Source organism: Enterobacter sp. H2G27 (assembly GCF_054403075.1).
This window is the reverse complement of record NZ_JBSVSI010000001.1, coordinates 1,574,064-1,587,930: the sequence shown is the minus strand read 5'-3', so window position 1 is coordinate 1,587,930 and position 13,867 is coordinate 1,574,064. Positions and strand designations below refer to the sequence as shown.

Here is a 13,867-nt window from a genome sequence, read left to right as displayed (position 1 = left end):
TGATTCATCTATATTCAGCCAGAAACCCCAAAAATAAAGTCGCTATTTGAAAAATGAAATCCACTTTTCAGGAAAATCAAAAACAGTGTTTCACTCATAATTAGGATAAGTTCTTTGCTGTGTAAATTACTTTTTTAATTTATGCTTTCAGACAATTACGTCTGATATTCAGGGTGGGTAAAATGGATAGTGCTGTCGATCGTCACGTTTTTTATATTTCTGATGGTACGGCGATCACCGCCGAGGTGCTGGGCCACGCGGTGATGTCGCAGTTTCCCGTATCGATCAACAGCATTACGCTGCCGTTTGTCGAAAATGAGAGCCGCGCCAAAGCAGTGAAGGACCAGATCGACGCCATTTACCAGCAGACCGGCGTCCGCCCGCTGGTGTTCTACTCCATCGTTATCCCCGAGATTCGCGCCATCATTCTGCAGAGTGAAGGCTTCTGCCAGGATATCGTGCAGGCGCTGGTGGCTCCGCTGCAAAGCGAGCTGAAGCTCGACCCGACCCCTATCGCCCACCGTACCCACGGGCTGAACCCCGGCAACCTGACCAAGTACGACGCGCGTATTGCCGCCATCGATTACACCCTCGCGCACGACGACGGTATCTCGCTGCGCAATCTCGACCAGGCGCAGGTGATCCTGCTTGGCGTGTCGCGCTGCGGCAAAACCCCGACGAGTCTCTACCTGGCGATGCAGTTCGGCATTCGCGCCGCCAACTACCCGTTTATCGCTGACGATATGGATAACCTGGTGCTGCCCGCTGCCCTCAAGCCGCTGCAGCACAAGCTGTTCGGGCTGACCATTAATCCGGAGCGCCTTGCCGCTATCCGCGAAGAGCGCCGTGAGAACAGCCGCTACGCCTCCATGCGCCAGTGCCGGATGGAGGTCTCCGAAGTGGAAGCCCTGTACCGCAAAAATCAGATCCCATGGCTGAACAGCACCAACTATTCGGTGGAAGAAATTGCCACCAAAATTCTCGACATCATGGGCCTTAACCGCCGCATGTACTAATATGCTAGTACATTAACTCAGATTCAGGTATCATCATCGGCAACCACGGGGCGGTGTCGCCCCGAACTTGAAATCAGCAGGGATTGGTTTAAGGTGATGCCCATCACTTCCCGGTAGTCTGCCGATGAAGCAAAAATTTTCTGAGACATTCCATGAATAAAACCGATGAACTCCGCACTGCGCGCATTGACAGCCTGGTTACGCCGGCTGAACTGGCCCAGCGGCATCCTGTTTCCGCTGCCGTTGCGGAACACGTGACGGCCTCCCGCCGCCGCATTGAAAAAATCCTCAATGGTGAAGACAAGCGTCTTCTGGTGGTGATTGGTCCCTGCTCCATCCACGACCTGGATGCCGCGATGGATTATGCAAAACGGCTTCAGGGCCTGCGGGATAAGTATCAGCACCGCCTTGAGATTGTTATGCGCACCTACTTTGAAAAACCGCGGACCGTGGTGGGCTGGAAAGGGCTGATCTCCGATCCTGACCTCAACGGCAGCTATCGCGTGAACCACGGCATCGAGCTGGCGCGGAAGCTGCTTTTGCAGGTCAACGAGCTGGGCGTGCCGACGGCGACCGAGTTTCTTGATATGGTGACCGGGCAGTTTATCGCCGATCTGATCAGCTGGGGCGCAATTGGCGCACGCACCACCGAAAGCCAAATCCACCGCGAGATGGCCTCCGCCCTCTCCTGCCCGGTAGGCTTTAAAAACGGGACCGATGGCAACACCCGTATTGCGGTTGATGCCATCCGCGCGGCCCGTGCCAGCCACATGTTCCTGTCGCCGGATAAAAGCGGTCATATGACCATCTACCAGACCAGCGGTAACCCTTACGGGCACATCATTATGCGCGGCGGGAAGAAACCCAATTACCATGCACAAGATATTGCGGCGGCCTGTGAAACCCTGGCCGAATTCGACCTGCCGGAACATCTGGTAGTGGATTTCAGCCACGGCAACTGCCAGAAGCAGCATCGCCGCCAGCTGGACGTATGCGATGAGATCTGCCAGCAGATCCGCAGCGGCTCGACCGCCGTTGCCGGGATTATGGCGGAAAGCTTCATCAAGGAAGGCACGCAGAAAATCGTTGCCGGACAGCAGATGGTTTACGGCCAGTCGATCACCGACCCGTGCCTGAGCTGGGAAGACAGCGAGCTGCTGCTGGAGAAGCTGGCCGCAGCAGTAGATACCCGCTTCTGAAGCATGCGGGTCAGCCGGGTCACACCGCCTGACCCGGCTGATAAAAATCCTTCAGCGTTTCCAGCAGGGCATGCGCCGCTTTAGAGAGCTGCGTGTGCCCGGGATGGATCGCCCCGATGCACTTTTCAATGGGCGGGTTATCCAGCGGGATACAGACCGCGCCCAGCGCCGTCATCTGCGCCTCGCAGAGCGCCGGGACGGCGCTGCCGCCCAGCCCGCTCGCGACCATTCGTCCGACCGTAACCAGCTGATGACTCTCCAGCGCCACGTCCAGCTTTCTGCCGCTTCGCGCCAGCTCCTCCTCCATCATCAGACGTACCGCCGAAGGGCGCTGCAGGGTGATGAAATCCAGCGTCAGCAGCGCTTCCCATGTCAGGCGCTTTTTGCCTGCCAGCGGGGAATCTTTCGGCACAATGGCTACAAACCTGTCGAGGCCCAGCGGCGTAAACAGCAGGTTGTGCGTGGGCGCGGGCTCAAAGGCGATGCCCATCTCCACGCGCCCTTCCCGCACCATCTCTATCACCTGCTCGTTGATAACGTCATGCACGGTGACGTTAATCCCGGCATGGCGATCGCGAAACGCTTTCAGCACCTCGGGCAGGACATTCGCGGCAAACGACGGCATGGCCGCAACCGAAATTTTACCGCGCTGCAGGGTAAAGCACTGGTGCATCGCCTCTTCGACGTTATCCCAGTCGGCAAGAAGCTGGCGCGCCATCGGCAAAAACGTCTCGCCCTCCTGCGTCAGCGCGACCTTGCGCGTGCTCCGCTGCAGCAGCGGTCCGCCGAGCGCGTCCTCCAGCGCTTTAATCGTCAGGCTCAGGGCCGGCTGGGAAAGATTCAGCCGTTCGCTGGCGTGCGCGAAATTGAGAGTGTGAGCTACCGCTAAAAACGCGCGTAACTGTTTGACACTCATTCTCATTTTTCACCTTGTTAACTAATTGAAAAAATTTAGTTAACAGGAAATTAATAAAAAAACCAAATGAGTGGGTCACAAATTCAAAATTAACAAATGAGTCGCCGCCCCTAATGATACCGCCACGGTTAAGAGGAGGAATGACGATGGCGGGACTGGATAAGCGCGTCGACAGCTATGCGCAGGCGCTGGATGGGCTGACGGACGGAATGACTTTGCTGGCGGGCGGCTTCGGCCTGTGCGGTATTCCGGAGAACCTGATAGCAGAGGTCAGACGCCGTCAGGTGAAAGATCTGACGGTGGTATCAAACAACTGCGGCGTGGACGGCTTCGGTCTCGGGATTCTGCTTGAGACGCGGCAGGTTCGCAAAGTGGTGGCCTCTTACGTCGGCGAGAACGCACTGTTCGAGCAGCAGGTATTGAGCGGCGAACTGGAGATTGAACTCACGCCTCAGGGCACGCTGGCGGAAAAGGTGCGAGCGGGCGGTGCGGGTATCCCGGCATTTTACACGGCCACCGGCTACGGCACGCCCGTGGCTACCGGCAAAGACGTGCGCCAGTTTGCCGGTAAGCACTACATCCTCGAAGAGGCCATTACCGGTGATTTCGCGCTGATCAAGGGCTGGAAAGCGGACTGGTACGGCAACGTCGTCTACCGGCATACTGCGCAAAATTTTAATCCGCTGATGGCAACGGCGGGCCGGATAACGGTCGTCGAGGTGGAAGAGATTGTTCCCCCGGGCGAGCTGCCCCCGTCGGCCATTCATACCCCGGGCATTTACGTCGACAGGCTGATTGTCGGCCAGTTTGAAAAACGTATTGAACAGCGCACCCTGCGCGCGGAAGGAGTGTGACGATGTTAACCCGTGAACAGATGGCCATGCGCGTCGCCCGCGAGCTGCGGGACGGATATTACGTCAACCTGGGGATCGGTATTCCTACCCTGGTGGCGAACTACATTCCGGAAGGAATGGACGTGATGCTTCAGTCGGAAAACGGACTGCTGGGGATGGGCGCGTTTCCTGACGAACAGAGACTTGATGCGGACATGATCAACGCCGGTAAACAGACCGTGACCGCACGGACGGGCGCGGCCATTTTCGACTCGGCCCAGTCGTTTGCCATGATCCGTGGCGGCCATGTTGACCTGACTGTGCTGGGCGCGTTTGAGGTGGATGTCGAAGGCAATATCGCCTCGTGGATGATCCCCGGAAAGATGGTGAAGGGTATGGGCGGCGCGATGGATCTCGTCGCCGGAGCGCAGAACATCATTGTGGTGATGACCCACGCGTCGAAAAGCGGTGAGTCAAAGCTACTGTCGCGCTGCACGCTGCCGCTCACGGGGGCGGGCTGTATCCGCCGGGTCTTAACCGACCTCGCGCTGCTCGAGATCGCGGACGGCGCGTTCATCCTGCGGGAATACGCCCCCGGCGTCAGTATCGACGAAATAGCGGCTAAGACGGCCGGAAAAATGATTGTGGCGGACGACGTTCGCGAGATGCGCTTTAGCTGAGGACTCACCATGAAAGAGGTCATGATTGTCGGGGCCACGCGAACCCCCATTGGCAGTTTTCGCGGATCGCTCGCGCCCCTCTCTGCGGCCGAGCTGGGAGCCGTCGCGGTTCATCGTCTGCTTGAAAGCAACGGTCTTCCAGCAGAGACGATAGACGAGGTGATTTTCGGCCAGGTGCTGACGGCGGGATGCGGACAAAACCCTGCGCGCCAGACGGCCATCGCCGCCGGATTGCCCGTCAGCACGCCGGCGACAACGGTCAACCTGGTCTGCGGCGCGGGCTTGAAAGCGGTTCAGCTCGCCGCGCAGGCGATCCGCTGCGGCGACGCGGACGCGATTATCGCAGGCGGTCAGGAGAGCATGAGCAACGCCCCCTATCTACTGGACGGCGCGCGTTCAGGGCTGCGTTTTGGCCATACGGGCCTGCAGGACAGCATGATTACGGACGGCCTGTGGGACGCGTTCAACGATTACCACATGGGGATCACCGCTGAAAACGTCGCCCGGCAGTTTGGCGTTTCCCGCGAAGAGCAGGACGCCTTCGCTGCCCGGTCGCAGCAGAAAGCGGCTTCCGCCGCCGAAGCGGGTCGTTTTGACCCGGAGATTGCGCCGGTGACGGTGAAACAGGGTAAAAAGCCTCCGCTTATTGTCAGCCGTGACGAGCAGCCCCGGCCAGGCACCACCGCCGAGCAGCTTGCGCAGCTGCGCCCCGCCTTTTTGCAGGAGGAAGGCACGGTCACGGCCGGAAATGCCTCCACGCTCAACGACGGTGCCGCTGCGGTGCTGCTGATGAGCGGCGAAAACGCACGGGCGAGCGGACTGCCGATCCTGGGCCGCATCGTGAGTTACGCCGTGACGGGCGTTGATCCGTCGGTGATGGGCATCGGTCCGGTCAGCGCCTGCCAGACCGCGCTGGCGCGAGCGGGCTGGACGCTCGATGACGTGGACCTCATTGAAGCCAATGAAGCCTTTGCCGCGCAGGCGCTGGCGGTGGGTAAGCAGCTCGGCTGGGATGAGCGAAAGGTGAACGTTAACGGAGGCGCTATCGCCCTGGGCCATCCGATTGGCGCCTCCGGCTGCCGCATCCTCGTGACGCTGCTGCACGAAATGCAGCGCCGTGACGTTAAAAAAGGACTCGTCACCCTGTGCGTAGGCGGCGGGCAAGGCATTGCCCTCACCGTTGAACGTTAAGCATCTCGTTGGTACCCGAATAATAATTAAAGTGAGGAGTCGTAATGAGCGTGTTAATTGCCCTGGCGGCGCTGGGGCTGCTGATGCTGGCGGCCTATCGCGGATATAGCGTGATTTTGTTTGCGCCAATTGCGGCGCTCGGTGCCGTACTGCTGACCGATCCGGGCGCCGTCGGCCCGACCTTTACCGGCCTGTTCATGGAAAAGATGGTGGGCTTCGTCAAGCTCTACTTCCCTGTGTTCCTGCTGGGGGCGGTGTTTGGCAAACTGATTGAGCTTTCCGGCTTCTCGCGCTCCATCGTCGCCGCCGCGATTCAGATCCTGGGCCGTCGCCACGCCATCCCGGTGATTGTTCTGGTGTGCGCGCTGTTAACCTACGGCGGCGTGTCGCTGTTCGTGGTGGCGTTTGCGGTTTATCCGTTTGCCGCCGAACTGTTCCGCCAGAGCGGCATCCCTAAACGGCTGATCCCGGCCACCGTGGCGCTCGGGGCCTTCTCGTTTACCATGGATGCCCTGCCCGGTACGCCGCAGATCCAGAACATCATCCCCACCAGCTTCTTTGGTACCAACGCCTGGGCCGCACCGTGGCTGGGGCTTATCGGATCTCTGTTTATTATCGTCTTTGGCCTGCTCTGGCTGGAGCGCCAGCGCCGTAAGGCGTTCAATAACAAAGAAGGTTACGGCACGGATCTGAAAAATGAACCGGAAACGCCGGACAATATTAACCTCCCTCACCCGCTGATTGCTATCTCCCCGCTGCTGGTGGTGGGCATACTGAACCTGCTTTTTACCCGCTGGATCCCCGGCTGGTACGGCACGACCCACGAGCTGACCCTGCCCGGTCTGGCGAAACCGATCGTGACCGAGGTGGGCAAGATCACCGCCATCTGGGCCGTTGAAGCGGCGCTGATCTCAGGTATCGTGCTGGTGCTGATTTTTGGCTTTCGCAACATCCGGGGGCGTCTGGCGGAAGGCAGCCGAACCGCGGTAAGCGGCGCCATTCTTGCGGCGATGAATACCGCCTCGGAGTATGGTTTCGGCGCGGTTATCGCCGCCCTGCCCGGTTTTCTGGTGTTATCCCACGCGCTGGCGGCTATTCCGAATCCGCTGCTGAATGAGGCCATCAGCGTGACGGTGCTTGCGGGGATCACCGGCTCGGCGTCCGGGGGGATGAGTATTGCGCTCGCCGCCATGTCCGACACGTTTATTGCCGCCGCCCACGCCGCCAATATCCCGCTTGAGGTGCTGCACCGCGTGGCTTCAATGGCGAGCGGCGGTATGGATACGCTGCCCCATAACGGCGCGGTGATTACCCTGCTGGCGATTACTGGCCTGAGCCATCGCCAGGCCTACGGCGGCATTTTTGCTATCACCATCATTAAAAGTCTGGCAGTGTTTTTTGTCATTGCCGTGTTCTATCTGACCGGCGTTGTGTAAGGAGAGAAAGATGAATCTGAACGGTAAGACCGCACTGGTGACAGGCTCGACCAGCGGCATTGGACTTGGGATCGCCCGCGTACTGGCGAAGGCCGGGGCGCAGCTTATCCTCAACGGTTTCGGCGATAGCGAATCAGCAAGAGAAGCTATTGCGCACCTGGGCAAAAAGCCGGGCTATCACGATGCGGACCTGCGTGACGTGCTGCAAATTGAAGCCATGATGCGCTACGCCGAATCGCAGTTTGGCGGCGTGGACATTCTTGTTAACAACGCGGGCATACAGCACGTGGCGCCGGTTGACGCGTTTCCGGTAGAGAAATGGAACGACATTATCGCCATTAACCTCTCGTCGGTGTTTCACACCAGCCGGCTGGCGCTCCCTGCCATGCGCGAGAAAAACTGGGGGCGCATCATTAATATCGCCTCCGTTCACGGGCTGGTCGCGTCAAAAGAGAAGTCGGCCTACGTGGCCGCCAAGCACGGCGTGGTGGGCTTTACGAAATCGCTGGCGCTGGAAACCGCGCGCACCGGCATTACCGCCAATACGATCTGTCCCGGCTGGGTACTGACGCCGCTGGTGCAACAGCAAATCGACAAGCGTATCGCCGACGGCATTCCGCCGGAGCAGGCTCGGGAACAACTTCTGGCGGAGAAACAGCCTTCGGGCGAGTTTGTTACCCCGGAGCAGCTGGGCGAACTGGCGCTGTTTTTGTGCAGCGACAGCGCCGTTAACGTTCGCGGCGCAGCGTGGAATATGGATGGCGGCTGGGTCGCGCAGTGATTTTCAGGCCGGGTAAGACGAAGCCGCCTCCCGGCAAAAAATCTCTAGCTTGAGCAACTGACCTCCAGCTGCTTGCCCCAGTCAGGCGGGCGGCTGACGTAATCATCATCCCGGTCGGCAAACGGCGTGCGCAGCGCCACGTGCAGACGGTGTAACTCGTCGTAGTCGCCCTGCTCCGCCTGCTCAATCGCCCGCTGCGCCAGCCAGTTGCGCAACACCATTGCGGGGTTCGTGGCGTTCATCTGCGTCTGGCGAGTCGCATCATCTACCTCTTCCTGCTGCAGCCGCGCGCGGTACGATGCAAACCAGTCGTCAAACGCCTGTCTGTCAATAAACTCATCGCGCAGCGGCGAGGTGGCGCTGTGCTGCTCCGTCTGCCCCAGCATCCGGAAGGTACGCGTATAATCGCTGCCCTCGCGCGCCATCAGGGCAAACAGGCCATTGAGGATGTCGTTATCGCCCCTCTCCTGCGTCACCAGCCCCAGCTTGTTGCGCATCAGCGTGCCATATTCCCGCAGTAATATGTCCTGATAGCTGTCGAGCGCATCATTCAGGGCATCAACGTCGATAAACGGCGACAGGGTTTGCGCAAGCCGCTGCAGGTTCCACAGGCCCACCGCGGGCTGATTGTCAAAACTGTAGCGCCCCTGATAGTCGGAGTGGTTGCAGATATACCCCGGCTGATAATCGTCCAGGAAACCAAACGGGCCGTAGTCGAAGGTCAACCCGAGAAGCGACATGTTGTCCGTATTCATAACGCCATGGGCAAAGCCTACCGTTTGCCAGCGGGCAATCAGGGTTGCGGTACGGGCCACCACATCCCTGAACCAGAGAACGTATTTATCCGCCTCGTCCATCAGATGCGCCCAGTGGTGGCGAATGGCAAAGTCTGCCAGCTGGCGCACCTTTTCCGGCTCGCGACGATAGTAAAAGTGCTCAAAATGACCGAAGCGCAGATGGCTTTGCGCGATACGCATCAGCATTGCGCCCTTTTCCACGGTTTCGCGCACAACCGGCGTATCGCTGGTAACGATCGACAGCGCGCGGGTGGTGGGGATCCCCAGGGCATGCATCGCTTCGGAGCCCAGGCATTCGCGGATCGTTGAACGCAGAACCGCACGCCCGTCGCCCATTCGCGAATAGGGCGTCAGGCCCGCGCCTTTCAGGTGCCAGTCAACCGTCTCCCCGTTGGGAAGCCGTTGTTCACCGAGCAGGATCCCCCTGCCGTCGCCCAGTTGACCCGCCCAGACGCCAAACTGATGTCCGCTATAAACCTGGGCCAGTGGTTGCATTCCGGCGAGTAACGTTTCGCCTCCCCAGACGCCAGCGCCCTCTGAACGCTGAAACAGCTCAGGCGGAATGGCCAGTTCTTCTGCCAGCAAATCGTTATGCCAGATAAGGCGTGAATTTTGTAACGGTGTTGGTTTGAGTGCGGTGTAAAAGCCGGGCAACTCGTCATGCCATTGAGCAGTAAAAGACAGGGTCATAGGTCCTCCTGCTTTTAGTGTAGAGGGTTTACCCGGAGTTAAACACGGGCGAAAGCAAGGGTTATCGCTGCTGAACCAGCGTTGTAACGTGCTCGGCAGAGACGGCTGGCCAAAGTGCGCCCTGCATGGCGCCAAAATTGAAGGACAACACGCGTTGCAACAGGCTGTGATCGTCAATGCCCGAGACGATCACTGACTGGCAATGCGGTGTGATTTGCCAGAGGATGGCGCGCATAAAAGGCTCAAAAGAGAGCTCCGGTGCGCGCTGCTGAATGAATCCTTTATCGAGGATAACCCGTTTAAATAATCCATCATAGACAGCTTTGAGCGAGGCGGCGCCTGCGCCAAAGTTTGCCAGCACCAACGGGAAATGGATTGCCATTCTCGCCAGCTGCAGATCGTCCTTGCCGTTATTTAAACCTGGATAATTCTCATTAACAGTAAACTCAAGAAACGGATAACGCTCAAAAATTGAAACAGCGTTTCCATTACTTAATAAAAATTCAACTATTGCAGGTGTAATATTGATCCATGCAATTAACTGATGCTGAATAAAAAACAGTTTACAAGTATCAAGCAATTGCAGTTTTTCGTTAAAAAGCACTAACTCTTCAGCTGCTGAAAGCCGAGGGATAACGAGTTCAGTGGGGATCCTCACATCGCTGCCGACGCCAGTAAAGTTAACCAGAACCTCTAAACCTTTAAGCTCCCCTGCGCTATTACGGGCGGGCAGAAGCAGCAGTTCAGACTGGTAAGCATTATCTAGCGTAATAATCATTGCACTCGCTCCGCATTACAGATGAGAGAGGACATCCTGGAGCAATTGCCGACACAATTCCACTGTCTTGATTTTAATAAGATTAATTTCATTAGTTCCGTATTTATTTTCAGATTTATCCCTGAATCTAAAATAATTTTATCCTGGTTGCAAAATAATAGCCAGTTTTAGATAAAACAGACACATGCAGGATTCGATAATTTTAGATAAATTTAACTTTAAGCATCTTATTTGAGAAAAAACGGCATGATTTATTAGTTACCATGCCGTCATAAGAGAAGTTTCTGACAAAGACTATATACGTCGTGCCTGCCAGAAATTTTTACGCCAGTAAACATTATCAAGAGAAGAACGCATCACGCCGCGGCTGGTCGAGGCGTGAATGAACTGATTGTCTGTATCATAAATGCCCACGTGCAGACCACTTTCACCCGAGCCGGTTTTGAAGAAAACCAGGTCCCCGGGCAGTAGATCGTCTTTATCAATTTCAGTACCTATTTCGGCCTGCCTGCGCGTTTCGCGAGGAAGCTGTAAATCAAACTTGTCGCGAAACGTCATCAGAACGAAGCCGGAGCAATCTACACCGCCGCGGCTCATGCCACCGTAGCGATAAGGCGTGCCGCGCCAGCTGCTCAGCTGGTCGTTGAGGCTGGCAATGACGGTGATCGAATCTGAAAGCCGTGGATTAGGCGGCGGCGCACGATGGCTACTGCATCCCGCAAGAAAGAGTGCGGCCATCAGGATAAACCAGAATCGCATTTTCAGACGAATCCTCTGCTTTTTTTGTTCTTTTCGTAATTTAGCGTGCAATTGTGCTAAGAGGCAAGAAACGGTTACGTTTGCCCGGTAGAAATCAGCATCTTATGTCCCTCTATATCCAGCCTGCGGAACGACATGTTGTATGCGCGGGCAAGATGGGACGGCGTAAGCACCCGATCCCGCGTACCGCTGGCGACCATCTTTCCCTGCGACAGTAGCCACACCCGGTGGGCATGACGCAGCGTGTGGTTGAGGTCATGACTGCTCATCACCACGGCGATGCCTTGTCGGCTCAGGGCGCTTAAAAGCGTATCCAGTGCAGCCTGCTGCGCCACATCCAGACCGCTCATGGGTTCATCGAGAAGCAGCATCCGCCCGTGAGGATTGCCTGCCGGGTGGATCTGAAGGATGACGGCCGCCAGTCGCACCCGCTGCCACTCTCCGCCGGAAAGCTGGCTGGCGTGCCGGGACAGTTTATCTTCCAGCCCGAGAGCCGCGGCCACGTCAGTCAGCAGTGCCGTATGTTGTTTGTCATGCAAATGCAGCATCAGATAATGCCAGACCGGCATCGCAAATGGCGGCACCTGCTGCTGCACGAGGTAACTGCGCCGATGCGCCAGCGAGACCGGTGACCAGTCGGCGAGCGTATGGTCAAGCAGCGTTATCTGCCCTTCTCCGTCAGTCATGCCTGCCATCCGTGCCAGCAGCGTGCTCTTTCCTGCGCCGTTCGGCCCGACAAGATGCAGGATTTCTCCCGCATTGACGGCGCCGGTCATCGGCTCAAGACGTCCCCTCTCGGCAACGTCCATGAGCTGCATCAGCAAAGACATTATTTCGCCAGCGCCAGCTTGATCGATTCCTTGACGATCGGATCTTCTGGGGTCATATCGGGCGAAAAACGCTGAACGACCTGGCCATCGCGACCAATCAGGAATTTTTCAAAATTCCACAGGATATCGTCCGGGTAAAGCGGCGCGCGGCCTTTGCTGGCCATGCGTTCATAAAAACCGCTCCCTTCAGGCGCAACGGCCTTCGGCGCGGCAGCGATCAGCTTCGCATACAGCGGATGGCGGTCTTCGCCATTGACATCGATTTTGCTGAACATCGGGAACGTCACGCCATAGGTGGTGCTGCAGAAGGTTTTAATCTCTTCTTCGCTGCCCGGCTCCTGGCCCAGGAACTGGTTGCACGGGAAGCCCAGCACGGTAAAACCGTCTTTCTCCCAGGCCTTCTGAATATTTTCCAGCTGCTCGTACTGCGGCGTCAGGCCACATTTGGATGCCACGTTGACGATAAGCAGCACGTTGCCTTTGTAGCGTTCCAGCGTGGTTTTATCGCCATCAATGGTGGTCACTTCAGTATTCAGGATATCTGACTGCATAGCATTTCCTCAGGTTGTCGATTTAACGTCCAGCTTTTAATAGTAGCCAGATAAATACCGGCGCGCCCAGCGTGGCGGTCACCACGCCAATGGGCAGCTCTGCGGCCGTCAGGGCAAGCCGGGCGATGACGTCGGCCACCAGCAGCGTGACGGCCCCGGCAACCGCCGAGGCTGGAAGCAGGGTTCTGTGGTCCGTGAGGCCACACAGACGCAGCATGTGTGGGATCACCAGCCCGATAAAACCGATCGCGCCCGCCAGAGCCACGCTGACGCCGACCAGCCAGCCAATAGCTATTACCAGCACATTGCGCCAGAATCCAATCGGCATACCGAGCTGGCGGGCAGAGGTTTCACCCAGCGCGAGCATATTCAGCGGCTGCGCCTGCAGGGCAGCCCACACGATGACCGGTACCAGCAGCGCCATCAGCCAGCCCTGGTGCCAGTCAACGCCGCCAAAACCGCCCATCATCCAGTACATGAGCTGTCGCAGGTCAAAGGATGTTGAGAAGTAGACCGCCCAGGTCATCAACGCGCTACAGATGATCCCCAGCGCCACGCCGGCAAGCAGCAGACGGCTGGTCGATAAGTGCCGTCTGGCGAAACGAAGAAGGATCGCTGTGATCAGCAGTGCGCCGAGAATAGCGCTCAGGCTAATACGCCATCCCGAGAGTTCTCCTCCTCCCAGCATTACCGCCGCTATCAGGCCTACGCCCGCTCCGTTCGACACCCCGAGCAGCCCCGGCTCCGCCAGAGGGTTATCAAACAACGCCTGCATTATGGTGCCGCATAGCGCCAGCGCGGCGCCGACCAGAACCACCGCAACGGTCCGCGGCAGGCGAATTTGCCAGACGAAGAGCTGCCCGTCAGGCCCCCACCAGCTTTCAGGCCCAATCCATCTGTCGCCCGCGCAGAGGCTCACGCCCGCGGAGGCAATGAGCAACAGCACCAGCAAAAGCAGGTGACGCCGATCGGAACGGTGCTGGTGATGGGCATAATCAAGCATGTGTACGGTTTTAGTAGCGTGAGATGTAATTGATTTTACGGCGGGTTTGCCGAAGAGCGCAAAGAAAAAAGGCCGCATGGGCGGCCTTTTTAGTTAGTTCATATTACTCTGCTTTAGGCGTTGCGTTTTCGACACGGCTTTTTAACTTCTGGCCGGGTCTGAAGGTCACCACGCGGCGGGCTGTAATGGGAATATCTTCCCCCGTCTTCGGGTTGCGGCCCGGACGTTGGTTTTTGTCTCGCAAATCAAAATTGCCAAAACCGGAGAGTTTTACCTGCTCACCATTTTCCAGAGCACGACGGATCTCTTCGAAAAACAGCTCTACCAGCTCTTTGGCATCCCGTTTGCTAAGCCCAAGCTTATCAAACAGATATTCTGACATTTCAGCTTTTGTAAGCGCCATAGGT

15 protein-coding genes are annotated in these 13,867 nt (G+C 57.5%); 7 read left to right on the top strand and 8 right to left on the bottom strand.

The annotated features are described in order from the left end of the window. Positions 1-182: 182 nt before the first annotated feature. Positions 183-1,016, top strand: a complete 834-nt coding sequence (gene ppsR / locus ACW9E7_RS07535; protein WP_008500644.1) for a posphoenolpyruvate synthetase regulatory kinase/phosphorylase PpsR — start codon at positions 183-185, stop codon at positions 1,014-1,016. Between the two features lie 152 nt (positions 1,017-1,168). Then, entirely contained in the window at positions 1,169-2,215 is a 1,047-nt protein-coding gene (gene aroH / locus ACW9E7_RS07530) for a 3-deoxy-7-phosphoheptulonate synthase AroH (protein WP_008500645.1), read from the top strand. A gap of 19 nt (positions 2,216-2,234) precedes the next feature. Here the strand turns inward: aroH and ACW9E7_RS07525 are convergent, their stop codons facing one another. Further along, positions 2,235-3,137 carry a LysR family transcriptional regulator gene (locus ACW9E7_RS07525; RefSeq protein WP_164850621.1) on the bottom strand — a complete coding sequence of 301 codons (903 nt, stop codon included), beginning with the start codon at positions 3,135-3,137 and terminating at the stop codon, positions 2,235-2,237. Between the two features lie 140 nt (positions 3,138-3,277). Here ACW9E7_RS07525 and ACW9E7_RS07520 point away from each other — a divergent pair, with 140 nt between their 5' ends. From ACW9E7_RS07520 to ACW9E7_RS07500, 5 genes are read left to right on the top strand one after another with little or no spacing between them, the layout of a single operon-like run. Next, entirely contained in the window at positions 3,278-3,985 is a 708-nt protein-coding gene (locus tag ACW9E7_RS07520) for a CoA transferase subunit A (RefSeq protein ID WP_458727503.1), read from the top strand. Between the two features lie 2 nt (positions 3,986-3,987). Beyond that, positions 3,988-4,644 carry a CoA transferase subunit B gene (locus ACW9E7_RS07515; RefSeq protein WP_458727502.1) on the top strand — a complete coding sequence of 219 codons (657 nt, stop codon included), beginning with the start codon at positions 3,988-3,990 and terminating at the stop codon, positions 4,642-4,644. Between the two features lie 9 nt (positions 4,645-4,653). After that, on the top strand, positions 4,654-5,835 hold the full coding sequence (locus ACW9E7_RS07510) for an acetyl-CoA C-acetyltransferase (RefSeq protein ID WP_458727501.1): 1,182 nt from the start codon (positions 4,654-4,656) through the stop codon (positions 5,833-5,835). A 44-nt stretch (positions 5,836-5,879) separates the two neighbouring features. Then, complete coding sequence (locus ACW9E7_RS07505) at positions 5,880-7,271, top strand: GntP family permease (RefSeq protein WP_458727500.1); 1,392 nt, start codon at positions 5,880-5,882, stop codon at positions 7,269-7,271. A 10-nt stretch (positions 7,272-7,281) separates the two neighbouring features. Further along, positions 7,282-8,052, top strand: coding sequence for a 3-hydroxybutyrate dehydrogenase (locus ACW9E7_RS07500; protein ID WP_458727499.1), 771 nt, complete (start codon positions 7,282-7,284; stop codon positions 8,050-8,052). A 44-nt stretch (positions 8,053-8,096) separates the two neighbouring features. Here ACW9E7_RS07500 and selO read toward each other — a convergent pair whose 3' ends face one another. The 7 genes from selO to ihfA form a co-directional block, all read right to left on the bottom strand. Beyond that, positions 8,097-9,539, bottom strand: coding sequence for a protein adenylyltransferase SelO (gene selO / locus ACW9E7_RS07495; protein ID WP_458727498.1), 1,443 nt, complete (start codon positions 9,537-9,539; stop codon positions 8,097-8,099). 61 nt (positions 9,540-9,600) lie between these two features. Further along, positions 9,601-10,317: an EAL domain-containing protein gene (locus ACW9E7_RS07490; protein WP_136194716.1), complete on the bottom strand. Its 717-nt coding sequence runs from the start codon at positions 10,315-10,317 to the stop codon at positions 9,601-9,603. A gap of 294 nt (positions 10,318-10,611) precedes the next feature. Then, on the bottom strand, positions 10,612-11,076 hold the full coding sequence (locus tag ACW9E7_RS07485) for a C40 family peptidase (RefSeq protein WP_458727497.1): 465 nt from the start codon (positions 11,074-11,076) through the stop codon (positions 10,612-10,614). 74 nt (positions 11,077-11,150) lie between these two features. After that, entirely contained in the window at positions 11,151-11,906 is a 756-nt protein-coding gene (btuD, locus tag ACW9E7_RS07480; RefSeq protein WP_458727496.1) for a vitamin B12 ABC transporter ATP-binding protein BtuD, read from the bottom strand. Further along, a complete protein-coding gene (locus ACW9E7_RS07475) occupies positions 11,906-12,457 on the bottom strand; it encodes a glutathione peroxidase (RefSeq protein WP_136194714.1) in 552 nt (183 codons plus the stop codon). Before ACW9E7_RS07475 ends, btuD begins: the two co-directional genes overlap by 1 nt. Positions 12,458-12,479: 22 nt before the next feature. Beyond that, the gene (btuC, locus tag ACW9E7_RS07470; RefSeq protein WP_111965766.1) at positions 12,480-13,460 is read right to left on the bottom strand and encodes a vitamin B12 ABC transporter permease BtuC; all 981 of its coding nucleotides are present in this window, start codon (positions 13,458-13,460) and stop codon (positions 12,480-12,482) included. Positions 13,461-13,563: 103 nt separating this feature from the next. Next, positions 13,564-13,863: an integration host factor subunit alpha gene (ihfA, locus tag ACW9E7_RS07465; protein WP_003857805.1), complete on the bottom strand. Its 300-nt coding sequence runs from the start codon at positions 13,861-13,863 to the stop codon at positions 13,564-13,566. Between the last annotated feature and the right edge of the window lie 4 nt (positions 13,864-13,867).

Bases quoted from the DNA above. Each gene is read 5' to 3' on its own strand.
- ACW9E7_RS07490 (WP_136194716.1), bottom strand. From the start codon at position 10,317: ATGATTATTACGCTAGATAATGCTTACCAGTCTGAACTGCTGCTTCTG.
- aroH (WP_008500645.1), top strand. From the start codon at position 1,169: ATGAATAAAACCGATGAACTCCGCACTGCGCGCATTGACAGCCTGGTT.
- selO (WP_458727498.1), bottom strand. From the start codon at position 9,539: ATGACCCTGTCTTTTACTGCTCAATGGCATGACGAGTTGCCCGGCTTT.
- ACW9E7_RS07475 (WP_136194714.1), bottom strand. From the start codon at position 12,457: ATGCAGTCAGATATCCTGAATACTGAAGTGACCACCATTGATGGCGAT.
- ACW9E7_RS07525 (WP_164850621.1), bottom strand. From the start codon at position 3,137: ATGAGAATGAGTGTCAAACAGTTACGCGCGTTTTTAGCGGTAGCTCAC.
- ACW9E7_RS07485 (WP_458727497.1), bottom strand. From the start codon at position 11,076: ATGCGATTCTGGTTTATCCTGATGGCCGCACTCTTTCTTGCGGGATGC.
- btuD (WP_458727496.1), bottom strand. From the start codon at position 11,906: ATGTCTTTGCTGATGCAGCTCATGGACGTTGCCGAGAGGGGACGTCTT.
- ACW9E7_RS07520 (WP_458727503.1), top strand. From the start codon at position 3,278: ATGGCGGGACTGGATAAGCGCGTCGACAGCTATGCGCAGGCGCTGGAT.
- ppsR (WP_008500644.1), top strand. From the start codon at position 183: ATGGATAGTGCTGTCGATCGTCACGTTTTTTATATTTCTGATGGTACG.
- ihfA (WP_003857805.1), bottom strand. From the start codon at position 13,863: ATGGCGCTTACAAAAGCTGAAATGTCAGAATATCTGTTTGATAAGCTT.
- ACW9E7_RS07500 (WP_458727499.1), top strand. From the start codon at position 7,282: ATGAATCTGAACGGTAAGACCGCACTGGTGACAGGCTCGACCAGCGGC.
- ACW9E7_RS07510 (WP_458727501.1), top strand. From the start codon at position 4,654: ATGAAAGAGGTCATGATTGTCGGGGCCACGCGAACCCCCATTGGCAGT.
- ACW9E7_RS07505 (WP_458727500.1), top strand. From the start codon at position 5,880: ATGAGCGTGTTAATTGCCCTGGCGGCGCTGGGGCTGCTGATGCTGGCG.
- ACW9E7_RS07515 (WP_458727502.1), top strand. From the start codon at position 3,988: ATGTTAACCCGTGAACAGATGGCCATGCGCGTCGCCCGCGAGCTGCGG.
- btuC (WP_111965766.1), bottom strand. From the start codon at position 13,460: ATGCTTGATTATGCCCATCACCAGCACCGTTCCGATCGGCGTCACCTG.